The sequence below is a fragment of the Halomonas urmiana genome (genome assembly GCF_005780185.1).
Classification (GTDB): Bacteria; Pseudomonadota; Gammaproteobacteria; order Pseudomonadales; family Halomonadaceae; genus Halomonas; species Halomonas urmiana.
Genome location: NZ_VBUI01000032.1, coordinates 1 through 16104, shown reverse-complemented (window position 1 = coordinate 16104; position 16104 = coordinate 1). Strand labels below are relative to the sequence as shown.

At 66.6% G+C, this 16104-nt stretch carries 13 protein-coding genes; 9 read left to right on the top strand and 4 right to left on the bottom strand.

Annotation, left to right across the window (positions count from 1 at the left end; all coding sequences use genetic code 11):
• The first annotated feature begins 3 nt into the window (after window positions 1-3).
• Genes FEI13_RS16715 through FEI13_RS16705 form a run of 3 tightly spaced genes read left to right on the top strand, consistent with a single transcriptional unit; the run spans window position 4 to window position 3342 of the window.
• A complete protein-coding gene (locus FEI13_RS16715; RefSeq protein WP_138182653.1) occupies window positions 4-606 on the top strand; it encodes a hypothetical protein in 603 nt (200 codons plus the stop codon).
• Entirely contained in the window at window positions 603-2177 is a 1575-nt protein-coding gene (locus tag FEI13_RS16710) for a GMC oxidoreductase (protein WP_138182652.1), read from the top strand. The genes FEI13_RS16715 and FEI13_RS16710 overlap by 4 nt, the downstream gene beginning before the upstream one ends.
• A 31-nt stretch (window positions 2178-2208) precedes the next feature.
• On the top strand, window positions 2209-3342 hold the full coding sequence (locus FEI13_RS16705; protein WP_138182651.1) for an alpha/beta hydrolase: 1134 nt from the start codon (window positions 2209-2211) through the stop codon (window positions 3340-3342).
• Here the strand turns inward: FEI13_RS16705 and FEI13_RS16700 are convergent.
• The 4 genes from FEI13_RS16700 to FEI13_RS16685 are packed head-to-tail and all read right to left on the bottom strand — an operon-like array spanning window position 3339 to window position 7412.
• Entirely contained in the window at window positions 3339-4406 is a 1068-nt protein-coding gene (locus FEI13_RS16700) for an AbrB family transcriptional regulator (RefSeq protein ID WP_138182650.1), read from the bottom strand. The two genes, FEI13_RS16705 and FEI13_RS16700, sit on opposite strands and share 4 nt — an antisense overlap.
• Before the next feature lie 55 nt (window positions 4407-4461).
• The gene (locus tag FEI13_RS16695; RefSeq protein ID WP_138182649.1) at window positions 4462-5961 is read right to left on the bottom strand and encodes a tripartite tricarboxylate transporter permease; all 1500 of its coding nucleotides are present in this window, start codon (window positions 5959-5961) and stop codon (window positions 4462-4464) included.
• A 12-nt stretch (window positions 5962-5973) separates the two neighbouring features.
• Window positions 5974-6435, bottom strand: a complete 462-nt coding sequence (locus FEI13_RS16690; protein WP_138182648.1) for a tripartite tricarboxylate transporter TctB family protein — start codon at window positions 6433-6435, stop codon at window positions 5974-5976.
• Window positions 6432-7412 carry a Bug family tripartite tricarboxylate transporter substrate binding protein gene (locus FEI13_RS16685; RefSeq protein ID WP_138182647.1) on the bottom strand — a complete coding sequence of 327 codons (981 nt, stop codon included), beginning with the start codon at window positions 7410-7412 and terminating at the stop codon, window positions 6432-6434. Before FEI13_RS16685 ends, FEI13_RS16690 begins: the two co-directional genes overlap by 4 nt.
• Before the next feature lie 126 nt (window positions 7413-7538).
• Here FEI13_RS16685 and FEI13_RS16680 point away from each other — a divergent pair, with 126 nt between their 5' ends.
• The 6 genes from FEI13_RS16680 to FEI13_RS16655 all read left to right on the top strand — a co-directional run bounded on the left by FEI13_RS16680 (window position 7539) and on the right by FEI13_RS16655 (window position 15913).
• The gene (locus tag FEI13_RS16680; protein ID WP_138182646.1) at window positions 7539-8207 is read left to right on the top strand and encodes a response regulator; all 669 of its coding nucleotides are present in this window, start codon (window positions 7539-7541) and stop codon (window positions 8205-8207) included.
• Window positions 8204-9622: a sensor histidine kinase gene (locus FEI13_RS16675; protein ID WP_138182645.1), complete on the top strand. Its 1419-nt coding sequence runs from the start codon at window positions 8204-8206 to the stop codon at window positions 9620-9622. The genes FEI13_RS16680 and FEI13_RS16675 overlap by 4 nt, the downstream gene beginning before the upstream one ends.
• The gene (locus FEI13_RS16670; protein ID WP_138182644.1) at window positions 9619-10659 is read left to right on the top strand and encodes an ABC transporter substrate-binding protein; all 1041 of its coding nucleotides are present in this window, start codon (window positions 9619-9621) and stop codon (window positions 10657-10659) included. Before FEI13_RS16675 ends, FEI13_RS16670 begins: the two co-directional genes overlap by 4 nt.
• 101 nt (window positions 10660-10760) lie before the next feature.
• Window positions 10761-12230, top strand: a complete 1470-nt coding sequence (gene guaB, locus FEI13_RS16665; RefSeq protein ID WP_138182643.1) for an IMP dehydrogenase — start codon at window positions 10761-10763, stop codon at window positions 12228-12230.
• Between the two features lie 82 nt (window positions 12231-12312).
• A complete protein-coding gene (gene guaA, locus FEI13_RS16660; RefSeq protein WP_138182642.1) occupies window positions 12313-13890 on the top strand; it encodes a glutamine-hydrolyzing GMP synthase in 1578 nt (525 codons plus the stop codon).
• A 229-nt stretch (window positions 13891-14119) separates the two neighbouring features.
• The gene (locus FEI13_RS16655) at window positions 14120-15913 is read left to right on the top strand and encodes a DUF262 domain-containing protein (RefSeq protein WP_138182641.1); all 1794 of its coding nucleotides are present in this window, start codon (window positions 14120-14122) and stop codon (window positions 15911-15913) included.
• Window positions 15914-16104 lie beyond the last annotated feature (191 nt).

The following is a 16104-nucleotide window of genomic DNA, read 5'->3' as shown; positions in this document are numbered from 1 at the left end:
TACATGACGTCCGGCATCACCTTCGAGGAAACCATGCGCGGCGGCTTCACCCTGGGCGAGACTGACCCGCAGGCCGGCGCGGCGGCGGGCCGGCGGGCCGGCACCCGCCTGGCCCTGCACGCCCGGATCGCCATCGACGACCTGGAGGCCTTCGTGGCCGATCCGCAACATGCGGGCCGGATCGCCGGGTGCATCGACTTCCCGCCCCTGGGGATGGGGCTCGAGGCCCCGGACGGCGTCTTCCAGCTGTTCGCCCCGGCGCAGCAGGGCGGTGCGCAGCGGCGCATGGTCTACGAGCTTGGCTTCACGCTGGAGGGCCAGCCCCACTACCTGGCCGGCGAGAAGCGCGTACACGATGACGTCGGCCCCGACCTGTGGCGCGACACCACCACCCTCTACACCCGCCTGCACCGGGGCGAGGACGCCGACGGCGAGGTGGTCGGCGCCGGCATCCTCGAGCTCGGCGTGCCTCAGCTGATGGCGCTGCTCTCGACGCTGACGGTCACCGGCGACGGCGGCACCCGCACCCTGGCGACCTTCGGCAGTTTCTTCTTCGGTGAGCTGTGGGACCTCTACGCCCCCCTGGTCCCGGGAGGCAGGCCATGAGCGCGAGCTTCGATGCCATCGTCATCGGTTCGGGCTTCGGCGGCTCGGTGGCGGCCTGCCGGCTGGCCGAGGCTGACCAGCGGGTGCTGGTGCTGGAGCGCGGCCGGCGCTGGAGCACCGAGGACTTCCCCCGCGGCCCCGGCGACGACTGGGTCTTCGATTCGGAAGACCCCGAGCGCCACCATGGCTGGCTCGACCTGCGCCTCTTTCCCCGGGTGGGGGTGGCCCAGGGCGCCGGGGTCGGTGGTGGCTCGCTGATCTACGCCAACATCTTCGTCGAGGCCCAGCGCTTCGTCTTCGATCACGGCTGGCCGGAGCAGATCGACTTCGAGGCGCTGGCGCCGCACTACGCCACCACCGGGCGCATGCTCGAGGTCCAGACCCTGCCCGACGGCCAGCTCACTGAGCGCTATCGCCTGATGGAAGACGCCGCCTCCGCCACCGGCGCCGCCGAGCGCTTTCGCAAGCTGCCCATGGCAGTCCGCTTCGACGACGCCTGGCACTACGGCCTCGACGACCCCCACGCGTCACGCCACAGCCGGGCCGAGACCAACGCCTTCGGCCGCTCCCAGGGCACCTGCGTCCACTGCGGCAACTGCGACATCGGCTGCCCCGTGGGGGCGCGTAACACCCTGGACCTCAACTACCTGGCCCGAGCCGAGGACAAGGGCGCCGAGATCCGCCCGCTGTGCCTGGTACGGGCCATCGAGCCGGAAGGGGAGGGCTACCGGGTGCGCTACCGCCGCCTGGAGGGTGGCGGCGAGGCCAGCGAAAGCGCCCGCCGGGTGGTGGTGGCGGCAGGCTCGCTGGGCTCCACCGAGCTTCTGCTGCGCTGTCGCGACCAGTACCGCACCCTGCCGGCGCTGTCGCCGCGGCTCGGCCACGGCTGGTGCGCCAACGGCGACTTCCTCACCCCGGCGCTCTACCCGGGTCGGCGCGTCTCGCCCACCCGCGGGCCGACCATCACCAGCGCCATCGACTACCTGGACGGCAGCGACGGCGGGTCGCGCTACTTCGTCGAGGACGGCGGCTTTCCCGACGTGGTCGGCAACGCCCTGCGCGCCGCCTTCGACCGCCACGCCGTGGGCGAGCGGCTTTTTGAAGGCTGGCGGCTGCTGCTCGACGGCCTGCTGCAGGGCCACGACCCCCATGCCAATCTGATGCCTTGGTTCGGCCAGGGCGTGGACGCCAGCGACGGCGTGATGCGCCTGGATCGCGCTTGGTTCGACCGCGAGCTCGCGCTCGAGCTCGACTACGACGTGAGCCGCTCCCGGCCCACCGTCCAGGCAATGATCGACCGCCACAAGCGCTTGGCCGAGGCCACCGGCGGTGTCGCCATGGAGCCGCCTTCTTGGACCTTCTTCGACTACCTGCTCACCCCGCACCCCCTGGGTGGCTGCAATATGGGCGCCAGCAGGGAGGATGGGGTGGTGGACCACAAGGGCGAGGTGTTCGGCTACCCCGGGCTCCACGTGCTGGACGGCGCCATCGTCCCCCGGGCTCTGGGGCTCAACCCCTCGCGCACCATCGCCGCCCTGGCCGAACGGGCCATGGCCGAGATACTGGCCTAGGGCGAGGCAGAGCGATCGGAAGGAGGGCACCATGTCACGCGAGATCCCGCTCTACACCCTGGAAGGCGTCCGCGACGCCGAGACCAGCACCCACCCCTTCACCACCGAGGACGGCCTGGGGCTGTCGATGCTGCGCTTCTGCCGGAAACCCTGCCGCGACGTGGTGGTGATCATCCACGGCCTGACCACCTCCTCGGACATGTTCATCCAGCCCGAGCACGTGAACCTGGTCAGCCACCTGCTGGACGAGGGTTTCACCGACGTCTGGACGCTGGACTTCCGCATGAGCAACCGCCACCCCTACAACCTCCAGCCCAGCGACTGGTCCATGGACGACTGCGCCCTCTACGACCACCCGGCGGCCATCGCCAAGATACGGCAAGAGGCCGGCGAGGACGTCAACCTCCACGTCATCTGCCACTGCCTAGGTGCCATGAGCTTCACCATGGCGCTGTTCGGCGGCACCGTCACCGGCATCCGCTCCTGCATCGCCAACAGCGTGGCGCTGACGCCACACGTGCCCACCTGGTCGCGGATCAAGGGGACCATCTTCCCCTTCATCATCGAGCGCATCTTCCAGCAGCCCTATGTCAGCCCGCGCTGGAGCGAGGACCCGCGCTTGACCATCGGCAAGGTGCTCTCCCGGCTGGTCTCGCTGTTCCATCGCGAGTGCGACGTGCCCGCCTGCCACATGCTGTCGCTGATGTGGGGCACCGGCTGGCCGGCGCTCTACCACCACGACAACCTCGACGAGATCACCCACCGCCGGGGCGGCGACCTCTACGGCCCGGTGGGGCTCAACTACCACAAGCACGTGCTGCGGATGCTCGGCCAGGGCCATCGCACGGTGCGCATGAAGCCCGACGACCCGCGCTACGCCGACCTGCCCGACGACTACATCGCCGGCGCCGAGGCCGTGGCGACGCCGTGCCTGTTCATGACCGGCGACGACAACCGCGTCTTCACCGACAGCAACATCCACTGCCACCGCGCCCTGGAGGAAGTGGCGCCGGGGCGCCACCAGCTGGCGATCTTCCCGGGCTACGGCCATCAGGACGTCTTCATGGGCAAGCGGGTCCACGAGGACATCTTTCCCCGGCTGGTGGCGTTCCTGCGCGAGCAGCGCGACGCGACGACCCCGCCAACGGCGGTAGCGTCCCGCTAGGCACTCGAGCGCCGGCAGGCGCCCAGCAGCACCGGCATCAGCAGGATCAGCACCGTGATGCGCAGCAGGTGATGGGCGGTCACGAAGGCCGGGTCGATGCCGAGCGACAGCGCCACCAGGCTCAGCTCCGGCGCCCCGCCCGGCATGTAGGCGAGCAGCGCCGCGGCCAGCGACACGCCCGTCGCGGCGTGGATGGCCCAGGCGGCGAGGATGGCGATCGCCAGCAGGCCCAGCGCCTGCAGCGCGGCCATCGCCAGGGTATGGCCCAGCGTGGTCAGTGCGGTCCCCGTGAAGCGCACCCCCACCGAGACGCCGATGATCACCTGGGCCAGGGCGATCAGCGTCGGCGGCAGGGCCGCGTGGGTCAGCCCCGTCAGGTGCAGCGCCGACGAGACCAGCGCCGGGCCGAACAGCAGGGCGTTGGGCAGGCGCAGTCGCCCCCCCAGCCAGGCGCCCAGCACCCCGGCCCCGGCCAGCCAGGCGGCATCCGCCGGACCGGGCAGCCACAGCCACCGCCCCGGGTCCGTCGTGGCGGCGGTCAGGCTGACGTGGCCGATGCCGTCGAGCACCGGCGGAATGGCGACCAGCAGCACCAGGATGCGCACCGCGTGGGTCATGCCGACCACCCGCAGGTCGGCGCCCGAGTCCAGCGCCATGCCGGTGACCGCCGAGACCCCGCCGGGGACCCCGGCGTAGAGGGCGGTGTCCAGCGAGTGGCCGGCGATGCGCCGCGAGAACCACACCGAGAAGAGCATCATCACCGCCGTGGCCCCGAGCATCGCCGCCAGGCTCAGGCTCCACCGTCCCGGGTCGCCGGACATCTCCGGGGTGAAGGCCGAGCCCAGCATCACCCCGATCACCACCAGCACGCCCTGGCGGCCCCGCCCCGGTGAGCGCAGCCGGGCGCCGGCGAGGCTCGCCAGGGTGGTGGCGAGCATGGCGCCGAGGAGCCAGGGCAGCGGCAGGTCGACGGCGAAGGCCGCCGCACCGCCGGCGAGGCCCAGCGCCAGGGTGGACAGGAAGCGCAGCAGGGCGGGTAGGGGGGAGAAAGAGGCAATGGGCACGTGGGGTCTCCAGTCGAAACGCCTCGGGCCCGCCGAAGCGGGCCCGAGTCGAGGATCAGGCGGCGTGGCGGCGGGCGAGCAGCCTGGGCACCAGCCAGGGCAGCACCAGCAGCGACGCGGCGGCGATCCACAGCCCCAGCGAGATGCCGGACTGCCACAGGATGCTCGTATCACCGCCGCTGATCGACAGCGCCCGGCGCAGGTTCTGCTCCATCAGCCCGCCCAGCACGTAACCCAGGATCACCGGGGCCAGCGAGAAGCCGAGCTTGCGCAGCAGGTAGCCGAACACGCCGATGATCAGCATCAGGTAGATGGCGGTGAGGTCGGAGTGCAGCTGGTAGACGCCGACGAAGGCCAGGATGGCGATGGCCGGCACCAGCACCCAGCGCGGGATGGTCAGCACCCGGGCGAACACGCCGGCCAGCGGCAGGTTGAGCGCCAGCAACACGATGTTGCCGATGTAGAGCGAGGCGATCAGGCCGCCGGCGACCTCGGGCCGCTCGGTGAACATCATCGGCCCGGGAGTGATGTTGTAGAGCATCAGCGCGCCGAGCAGCACGGCGGTGGTGCCGGAGCCGGGAATGCCGAGGGTCAGCATCGGCACGAAGGAGCCCGCCGCCGCGGCATTGTTGGCCGCCTCCGGGGCCGCCAGGCCGCGCATGTCGCCCTTGCCGAAGGTGCCTTCCTGGTCGGAGAGGCGCTTTTCGGTGGTGTAGGAGACCGCGCCGGCCACCGAGGCCCCGGTGCCGGGCAGCACGCCGATGATGAAGCCGAGCAGCCCCGAACGCCACATGGCGCCCTTGCAGTAGAGCACTTCCTTGAGGCTGACGAAGACCCGGCCCAGCGGCGGCAGCTCGCCGTCGCCGTCCTTGCGGTGGGCGTGCTCGAGCATCAGCAGGATCTCGCTGATCGCGAACAGGCCGATGATCATCACCACGAAGTCGATGCCGTCGTAGAGCTCGGGCATGTCGAAGGTGTAGCGCATCACGCCGGTGCCAGAATCGACGCCCACGGTGGCGATCAGCACACCGAGCACCGCGCCGATGGCGGTCTTGATCGGATCCTTGCCCATCATCACCGACATCGATGAGAAGGCGAACACCATCAGCGCGAAGAACTCGGCGGGGCCGAACATCACGGCCACCTCGGCGAGCAGCGGCGCGAACAGCGTCAGGCCGATGATGGCAATGGTGGCGCCGACGAAGGAGCTCACCGCCGAGAGGCCGAGCGCCGGGCCGGCCAGGCCCTTCTTGGCCAGCGGGTGGCCGTCCAGGGTGGTCATCACCGCGCCGGCGTCGCCCGGCACATTGAGCAGGATGCTCGACATCCGCCCGCCGTACTCGGCGCCGGTGTAGATGCCGGCCAGCAGGATCAGCGCCGACTCGGCCGGCAGGCCCAGGGTGTAGGCCAGCGGCATCAGGATGGCGATGCCGTTGATCGGCCCGATGCCCGGCAGCGCCCCGAACAGGGTGCCGAGCAGCGCGCCGAGGAAGGCCAGCCCCAGGTTGAGCGGCGTCAGGGCGACGCCGAAGCCCTCGATCAGGAAATCGAACATGATGGCAGTCCTCTAGATGAGCGCGGCAAGCCAGGTGCCGGTGGGCAGGGCGATGCCCAGGCCCTCGGTGAACAGCACATAGCTGCCCGCGGAGAGCAGCACGCCGGTGATCAGCGCCTTGCCGTTGCTGGCGCCGAACAGCCTCGCCAGGGCGGCCACCACCAGTAGCGAGGTGGGAATGAAGCCCAGGCGTGTGAAGAGCATGGCGTAGGCCAGCAGCAGGCCCAGCACCAGCAGCAGGCGCAGGGTCAGCGCCTTGTGCGGCCAGTGGCCGTCGGCGCCGGGCTTGAAGACGAGCGGAAGCGAGAGGCCGGCGAGCAGGATCGCCAGACCCAGCGGAAACGCCCGTGGACCCACGGGCTCGTAGCTGAACGGGACCTCGAGGTTGATGGCCTGGACGGCGACGAACGCCGCCAGGCCGATCAGCGCGATCCCCAATAGCCGGTCGGCGACCGGCTTGGTGACTTGGCTCATTTCAGTCCCACTTCCTCGGCCAGTGACTGGAAGCCGGCGACCTGATCCTTCACGTAGGCGTCGAAGTCGTCACCGAAGCGCGACATCGGGAAGAGGCCGCGCGCCTCGCGGAGCTCGGCGAAGGCCGGGTCCTCGGCCAGGGCCTGCATGCGCTCGACCCACGCCTGGTAGGCCTCGTCGCTGACCTCCGGGCCCATGTAGTAGCCGCGCCAGATCGGCCACTGCACGTCGTAGCCCTGCTCGGCGGCGGTGGGGATCTCGGCGTAGGGGCCACCCATGCGCTCCTCGGAGAGCGCGGCCAGCACGCGAACCTTGCCGCTCTCGAGCTGCGACTGGAGCTCGGAGAGATCGCCGGTGAAGACCTGGATGTGATCGCCGAGCAGCGCGGCCAGTGCCTCGCCGCCGCCCTCGAAGGCCACGTAGCGCAGGTCGCGCGGGTCGACGTCGCCGGCCTTGGCGGTCAGCGCGGCCTTCATCCAGTCCTGGCTGCCCACGGTGCCGCCGGCGCCGAAGGCGATCTCGCCCGGTGCGTCCTGGAGATCGGCCATCAGCTCGTCCAGCGACTGCCAGGGCGCGTCGGCGCCGACCACGATGGCGCCGTAGTCGACGCCCAGGGCGCCCAGCCAGCGCACCTCGTCGGCGTCGTACTGGCCGAACTTGCCGAGTGCCAGGTTGACCGCGGCGCCGGTGCTGGCGGCGACGATCAGGTTCTCGTCGTCGCTGCGCACGCCGTTGACGTGGTTGTAGGCCACGGCGCCGATGCCGCCGGGCATGTAGGTCACCAGCATCGGCGAGTCGATGCGGCCGGTCTCGAGCAGGCCGTTGGCGGCCAGACGGCAGGTCAGGTCGTAGCCGCCGCCGGGCTTGGCGGGGGCGATGCACTCGGCATCGCCGGCGGCCTGGGCGGGGCCGGCGAGCAGGGCGCCGCCCAGCAGGGCGAGGCCGGAGGCGTGGCGGATGGCCGTGTTGATCTTCATGGCGAACTCCTGTTCTCTTGTTATGCGAGGCCTGCTTACGCCTCGCGTGATGGCCAGGGCGATGCTAGGGCCCCCACCTTTCACCAACCTGTCACCTTCCCCTTCACCGTCTGAGACATTGGTCGTATGCGCCTGCTGGTCATCGAGGATGATGCGCTGATCGCCCGCTCCCTGGAGCGGGCGCTCGCGCCCCTGGGCAATACCGTCGAGGTGTTCGCCACCCACGCCGAGGCCAGGGCCGCCCTGCGCCACGACCGCTTCGACCTGATCCTGCTCGACCTCGGCCTGCCCGACGGCGACGGCCTTGAGCTGCTCGCCGCGCTGCGCGATCGCGGCGACACCACCCCGGTGCTGATCCTTACCGCCCGGGACGGCATCGACGACCGGGTCAGCGGCCTCGACCTGGGCGCCGACGACTACCTCGCCAAGCCCTTCTCGATCGCCGAGCTGGAGGCCCGGGTGCGCGCCCTGCTGCGCCGCAGCCAGCAGCGCAGCGACAACCGCCTGCGTTACGGGCGCCTCTGCTTCGATCCGGCCACCGGCGTGGCGACCCTCGACGACGCCCAGCTCGCGCTGCCGCGCCGCGAGCTGCTGCTGCTCGAGGGCCTGCTGCTGCACGCCGGCAGCATCGCCCCGCGGGAGGCGCTGGAACGGCGCCTGTTCGGCTTCGACGAGGTGGGCTCCAACGCCCTGGAGGTCTACGTCAGCCGGCTGCGCAAGCGGCTTTCTGGCACGGGGTTGCGGATCCGCACCTTCCGCGGGCTCGGTTATCGGCTGGAGGACGATGCCGGGTGATCGAGGTCACGGGCTCGCTCAAGCGCCGCCTGGCGGTGTGGCTGCTGGTCACCGTTACCGGCCTCGGGGCGCTGCTGATGATCGAGGCCTGGAGGAGCAGCCAGCGCGCCGCCGAGCGCGCCTATGACAGCCAGCTCGAGGCCGCCGCCCTGACCATCGCCGAGGCGGTGCAGTGGCAGCGGGGCGAGCCGCTGATCGAGGTGCCCGCGGCGGCGCTGCAGATACTCGCCACCCGGCACCAGGAGCGGGTCTTCTACGCCGTGCTCGACGCCGGCGGCGAGGCGGTCTCCACCAACCTGCCCTTCGTCATCAAATCCGGCTGGCGCGAACGGGTGGCCGAGGCGCCCCTGGCGCTGACCGCGCGCCTCGACGGCGAGGCCTGGCGGCTCTACGGCCGCGAGGTCGACTCCGCGGGCTGGGTCTCCCAGGAGCCGGTGCAGGTCTGGGTGGGCCACACCCGGGCCGGGCGCATGGCGCTGGCCGACGAGCTCTTCGAGCGCACCCTGACGCGCTTCGTTGCCATGGTGCTGCTGGCCGGGGTGCTGATGGCCCTGGCCCTGCGGGTGGCGCTGGGGCCGATGCGCCGGCTGCGCCGCGTGCTTCGCCGCCGCGCAGCCGACGACATGCGCCCGCTCGACGCCCGGGTGCCCGAGGAGATGCGCGAGCTGGCCCAGACCCTCGATCACCTGTTCGCCCGCCAGCGCCAGAGCCGCGAGGCGCTGCTGCGCTTCACCGCCGACGCCAGCCACCAGCTCAAGACGCCGCTGGCCGGGCTGCAGAGCGTGAGCGAGCTGGCGCTCAAGAGCGAGGAGCCGGCCGACTGGCGAGCCGCCCTGGCCACGGTGCACGAGGGCGCCGGACGCACCAGCCGGCTTGCCGGCCAGCTGTTGAGCCTGGCCCGCCTGCGCCACCTCGGCGAGGCCGATGAGGTCGCGCCTCTGGACCTCGCCGCCGCGCTGCGCGAGAGCGTGCTCGACTGGGCCGGTCGCGAGGCGGCGCGCGATCACGACCTGGGCCTCGCCCCGCTTGCCGCCGGGCCGGTGTGGGTGCGCGCCGAGGGCTGGGCGGTCCGCGAGCTGCTCGGCAACCTGATCGACAACGCGCTGCGCTACACGCCGCCGGGCAGCGTCATCACCCTGGGTCTTGAAATACTCAAGGGGCGAGAGGGGAGGGGCGAGGTGGCGCTCTTCGTCGAGGACGACGGCCCCGGCGTGCCCGCCGAGGCCCGCGAGCGGCTGCTGCAGCCCTTCGAGCGGGGCGGGCGCCAGGACACCGACGGCTCGGGGCTCGGGCTCTCGATCGTCGACTCCATCGCCCGCCGGCTCGGCGGGCGGCTGACGCTGGCGGCCCGTGAGCCCCACGGCCTGGTGGTGAGGCTTCACCTGCCCCTGTGCGATCCCGAGGAGGTCCCATGACGCCCTGGCGAACCGGCCTGCCTCTCATTCTGCTGGCGCTGCTGCTGGTCGGCGCCGCCCCGCTGCGCGCGGCGCCGACGCCGCTGGTGGTGGAGGCGGCGCTCGACCGCGAGGTGGTGGCGCCGCTGCTCGAGGCATTCCGCGCCGCCCACCCCGAGATCGCCCTGGATTTCCGCGACCGCACCACCCTGGAGGTCGATGGCCGGGTCGCCGAGGCCGATCCGGCGCCGGACGTGGTGATCAGCTCGGCGATGCCCTGGCAGATGGCGCGGGTCAACCAGGGCTACGCGCGGCGGCTGGATTCGCCGACGGCGCGGCGCTGGCCGGCCTGGGCCAAGTGGCGCGACGAGGTGTTCGGCTTCACCTTCGAGCCCATCGTCATGGCCTACCGGCTCGATCTCTCGCGGCACATGACGCCGCCCCAGACCCACGCCGACCTGCATACCCTGCTGACCACCGAGCGGGATACCCTCGAGGGCAAGGTGACCACTTACTCTCCCCTGGAGAGCGGGGTGGGCTACACCCTCCACCAGCAGGATGCCCGCTACACGCCGCGCTTCTGGGACCTGGTGGCCGGCATGGGGCGGGTGAACGCCCGGCTCGAGGGCAGCACCCGGGCGATGCTCGAGGGACTGAGCGACGGGCGCTACTGGCTCGGCTACAACCTGCTGGGTTCCTACGCCATGGTCTGGGCCCAGGAGCACCCCGAGGTGATCGTGCAGGTGCCCAAGGACTACTCGCTGGTGATGATGCGCATGGCCTTCATCCATCGCGACGCGCCGCACCCGGCGGCCGCCGAGGCCTTCGTCGACTTCCTGCTCGGCCGCGAGGGCCAGCGGGTGCTGGCCGGCCAGACCCCGCTGTTCAGCGTGCGCCCGGACATCGTCGGGCCCTTCACGGCGGCGCGGCTGCGCGATCAGGTGGGCGAGCGACTCTTCCCGATCCCCCTCAACGCCTCGCTGCTGGCCTTCGTCGACCCCCAGCGCCGAGCCGCCTTTCTAGAGCGCTGGCGCCGCGAATTCAGCCGCGCCGACTGAAGGCGAGCCATCACGTCACCGATTGCCGGACCCCGTGGCTGGCCGCTATAATGGGGGATTAACTTCACTCCCTCCTCCTATCTCCATGGGTGTTGCCGCTTATGCTACGTATGGCCCAAGAAGCTCTTACGTTCGATGACGTATTACTCGTCCCCGGGTATTCCGAGGTCCTGCCCAATGACGTCAGCCTCCGGACCCGCCTGACCCGGGATCTGTACCTGAACATCCCGCTGGTCTCCGCCGCCATGGACACCGTCACCGAGGCGCGCCTGGCCATCGCCATGGCCCAGGAAGGGGGCATCGGCATCATCCACAAGAGCATGACCATGGCGCAGCAGGCCGCCGAGGTGCGCAAGGTCAAGAAGCACGAGAGCGTGATCGTCAAGGATCCGGTCACCGTCGGGCCCAAGGCCAAGCTGGACGACTTGCTGGCGATGGCCGACGAGCACGGCTTCTCCGGCTTCCCGGTGGTGGAGGGGGAGACACTGGTGGGCCTGGTGACCCAGCGCGACATGCGATTCCAGCCCAACCACGGCGACAGCGTTGCCGACATCATGACCCCCGGCGAGAAGCTCGTGACCGTGCCGGTCGGCACCACCCTCGACGTCATCAAGGGCAAGATGCAGGAGCACCGCATCGAGAAGATGCTGGTGGTGGATGACGAGCAGCGCCTGCGTGGCCTGGTCACCTTCCAGGACATCGAGAAGGCCCGCACCTTCCCCCTGGCGGCCAAGGACGCCGACGGCCGCCTGCTGGTCGGCGCCGCCGTGGGCACCGGCCCCGAGACGCCGGACCGCGTGGCCGCCCTGGCCGAGGCCGGGGTCGACGTGGTGGTGGTCGACACCGCCCACGGCCATTCCAAGGGCGTGGTCGAGCGCGTGCGCTGGGTCAAGGAGCACTTCCCGCAGATCCAGGTGATCGGCGGCAACATCGCCACGGCGGAAGCGGCGGAAGCCCTCGCGGAAGCGGGTGCCGACGGCGTCAAGGTGGGCATCGGCCCCGGCTCCATCTGCACCACCCGGATCGTCGCCGGCGTCGGCGTGCCGCAGATCACCGCCGTCTCTAACGTCGCCGCGGCGCTGGTGCCCTACGACATCCCGCTGATCGCCGATGGCGGCGTGCGCTTCTCCGGCGACCTGGCCAAGGCCGTGGCGGCCGGTGCCAGCACCGTGATGGCCGGTGGCCTGCTGGCCGGCACTGAGGAGTCCCCGGGCGAGATCGAGCTCTTCCAGGGCCGCACCTACAAGGCCTACCGCGGCATGGGTTCCATGGGCGCCATGTCTCAGACCCAGGGCAGCGCCGACCGCTACTTCCAGGACAAGAGCGAGGGCGCCGAGAAGCTGGTGCCCGAGGGCATCGAAGGCCGCGTGCCCTACAAGGGCATGATGAGCGCCATCGTCCACCAGCTGATGGGCGGCCTGCGCGCCTCCATGGGCTACACCGGCTGCCGCGACATCCAGGAGATGCGCACCAAGCCGCAGTTCGTGAAGATCACCGGGGCCGGCTTCAACGAGTCCCACGTGCACGACGTGCAGATCACCAAGGAAGCCCCGAACTACCGGGCCGGGTGATCCCGACCTCAGTACGACCGCGGCGGGGGCAACCCCGCCGCTCGCTTTTGGATCCGGCCTGCCGCCACACCGAGACGTTCCCATGACCGATATTCACGCCCACAAGATCCTGATCCTCGACTTCGGCTCCCAGTACACCCAGCTGATCGCCCGCCGCGTGCGCGAGATCGGCGTCTACTCCGAGGTTCGCGCCTTCGACATCACCGAGGCGGAGATTCGCGAGTACGCCCCCAACGGCATCATCCTCGCCGGCGGCCCCGAGTCGGTCACCGAGCTGGATTCGCCCCGCGCCCCGCAGTGCGTGTTCGAGATGGGCCTGCCGGTGTTCGGCATCTGCTACGGCATGCAGACCATGGCCGAGCAGCTCGGCGGTCAAGTGGCCGGATCGAACGTGCGTGAGTTCGGCTATGCCCAGATTCGCCTGGACGCCGAGACCGCGCTGTTCAAGAATATCTCGGATCACATCGATCACGAGACCGGTAACAGCCTGCTCGACGTCTGGATGAGCCACGGCGACAAGGTCGCCGAAGTGCCCGCCGAGTTCACCGTGACCGCCTCCACCCCGAGCTGCCCGATCGCCGCCATGAGCTGGGAGGAGAAGCGCTTCTTCGGCGTGCAATTCCACCCCGAGGTGACCCACACCCTGCAGGGTCAGCGCATCCTCGAGCACTTCGTGCTGGATATCTGCGGCAGCGAGCGCAACTGGACCCCGGCGCAGATCATCGAGGACCAGATCAGTCGGGTGCGCGATCAGGTGGGCGATCGCCACGTGCTGCTCGGCCTCTCCGGCGGCGTCGACTCCTCCGTAGTCGCCGCACTCCTGCACAAGGCCATCGGCGACCAGCTGACCTGCGTGTTCGTCGACAACGGCCTGCTGCGCAAGGCCGAAGGCGACCAGGTGATGGAGACCTTCGCCAAGCACATGGGCGTGCGGGTGATCCGCGTCGACGCCGAGGACCTGTTCCTCGGCAAGCTCGAGGGCGAGGCCGACCCCGAGGCCAAGCGCAAGATCATCGGCAACACCTTCATCGATGTCTTCGATACCGAGGCCGCCAAGATCGAGGGTGTGGACTTCCTGGCCCAGGGCACCATCTACCCGGACGTGATCGAATCCGCCGCCGCCAAGACCGGCAAGGCGCACGTGATCAAGTCACATCACAACGTCGGCGGCCTGCCCGAGACCATGAAGCTCAAGCTCGTCGAGCCGCTGCGCGAGCTGTTCAAGGACGAAGTGCGCAAGCTCGGCGTCGAGCTCGGCCTGCCCTACGACATGGTCTACCGTCACCCCTTCCCGGGGCCGGGCCTCGGTGTGCGCATCCTCGGCGAGGTGAAGAAGGAGTACGCCGACATCCTGCGCGAGGCCGACGCCATCTTCATCGAGGAGCTGCACAACGCCGGCTGGTACCACAAGACGAGCCAGGCCTTCGCCGTCTTCCTGCCGGTGAAGTCCGTCGGCGTGGTCGGCGACGGCCGCCGCTACGAGTGGGTGATCGCCCTGCGCGCCGTGGAGACCATCGACTTCATGACCGCTCGCTGGGCGCACCTGCCCTACGAGCTGCTGGAGAAGGTCTCCAACCGCATCATCAACGAGATCACCGGCGTCTCCCGCGTGACCTACGACGTGAGCAGCAAGCCGCCAGCGACGATCGAGTGGGAGTGAGGCCGGGAAAACACCTTGGTTTTCTTGCCTCTATCAAGAAAAAGCCCGCCTTAGTGCGGGCTTTTTATCGTATTGTATGCTGGTCATAGGAAGAGGTTTAGTGGCAATGGTTTTTTGGTTATGATGTTGTAGTTTAGGTTGATGGGTAAGGAGAGTTAAGTGATTTTGTTTTTTTAAGTGGCGATTCTTTCATATGTTTTTTAAGTTTTAATTTTTTTATGGGGGCGAAATGACAAATTCTCAGCAAGAACTGGTGGTTAGGGGAGAGCAGGTTGAGCGCGTTTTTATTAATTACAGGGACGATAAGTATATCGTGAATCGCCGGTATCAACGAAAATTGATATGGACTATTGAGGAAAAACAAAGCTTCATTGACTCGATAATCAAGGGGTTTCCTATACCAATTATACTTCTGGCGGAGCCTGTCGGGCGACAAGATGGGTCTTTAGAAATTATCGATGGCATGCAAAGAATGGATGCTATTACTTCTTTCATAAATAATGACTTTCCTGTTGGAGAAGGCTATTTTGATTTGAATACTTTCGCCACCACTAAGGATTTGTTGGATAGAGGTGTTATTGAGCAAAAAAGTCCGGTGCTTGGGAGAGATAAATGTTTATCTATAGCTTCTTACCCAGTTCCCTTGTCGATATATGAGTTTGCAATTGAAGAGTCTGTTGATGAGGTCTTTAGAAGGATTAACTCAGGCGGTCGTCAGCTTTCAAGGCAAGAGTTGAGAGCAGCTGGGGCAACTAATGCTTTTGCAGATTGTGTGAGGATAATTTCATCGCGTGTTCGAGGGGATACTTCTAATACAGATATTTTATTGCTGAAGGATATGAAGAAGATCAGCATAACCAACAAGGATCTTGATTACGGAATTAATGCTGAAAATGTGTTTTGGATTAGAAATGGCATTCTGGCGAAGGATCATTTGCGTCAAAGTCGTGATGAAGAGATGGTCGCAGATTTGATGTCTTACATGGTTTCTGAAGATCCTGTTGCGTCGCGAACAGAGCTGTTTGACGATTATTTTGCAGCAGCTCCATCAATGAGTGGCGTTAGTTTGGAACGACACGACAATATGGATCTTGCAATTAGAAGAAGAGGCCCGGAGCTGGTCTGCTTAGACTATCAGAGGGTTCATGATTCACTTATTTTAGTTCTTGATAGAGCCGGCGTTACTTTTTCTGAGTTGCTTTTTCCGCAAGGAGGCGCTAGCAATCCGATTCCACGTTATTTTCAAGCAGTTTTCCTTGCTTTCCATGACTTGGTAGTTAAGAGAAATTTGGTGGTTGCTGATAGTAGTGGGCTTATTAACTGCCTTTCTGATTGCGGGAGAAACATCACTATACAAGAGGGTGGCAGGTGGGGTGCTGAAAATAGAGCCTCCGCTGTCGACTCGGTTGTTGGATGGTTGCAAAAGTTCTTTGAAGAAGACAGAAATCCGGATCCTGCTCAAGTTCACTGGGTTAGTAAACTGCAAAACCTATTGACAAACTCAAAGACAGAGCAGTCGGCATACGATTTTAAGCAAGGTTTTTTGACTCTTTCAGATAATCCTGTTTTTGATAACAAGTCCTTCGAGAAAATTCTCGTGACTTGCGCAGCAATATCAAATATATCTAAAGGTCATCGAGGCTATGTGTTGGTTGGTGTTGCAGAGAATGCCAAGACTGCGGAAAGAGTAGAAAAGATCTTTGGTTGCTCTACAATGCCGCATGAAGGGTTTTATATAACTGGTGTGGAGCATGAGGCTGAATATCTCGGTAAAAATTTAGATCAGTTGTTCCAGGATATTTCGGAGAAGGTGGCTAGCTCTGAACTTTCTGAGCCGCTTAAGTCTTATGTAAATACACATGTCAAATGTGTTAGGTATTATGACAAAACTCTTATTGTTTTTGAAGTCATGGGTCAAGAGCAACCCTCTCTCTTCAAAGGAGAGTTTTTTGAACGCCATGGGGCTCAGGTTAAGTCGATCCCGAATGAGAACCTTGGGGCGCTCTTTAGTCGCTTTGCATGATTTTGCATTAGCGAAATCGGGAGCAATCGGCGGGAGCAATCGGAGCAATCGGGGACAGACCCTTATTCTGGTTCTTCGACGTTTCATGTGGATTTGGCCTGATCGAGCAGGCGGCCCACGGGGCTGCCAATCAGGTAGATCATCGCGATGAAGTTGGCCTCGTTTCGGTAGCCGCGTGCGCGTGATCTGGC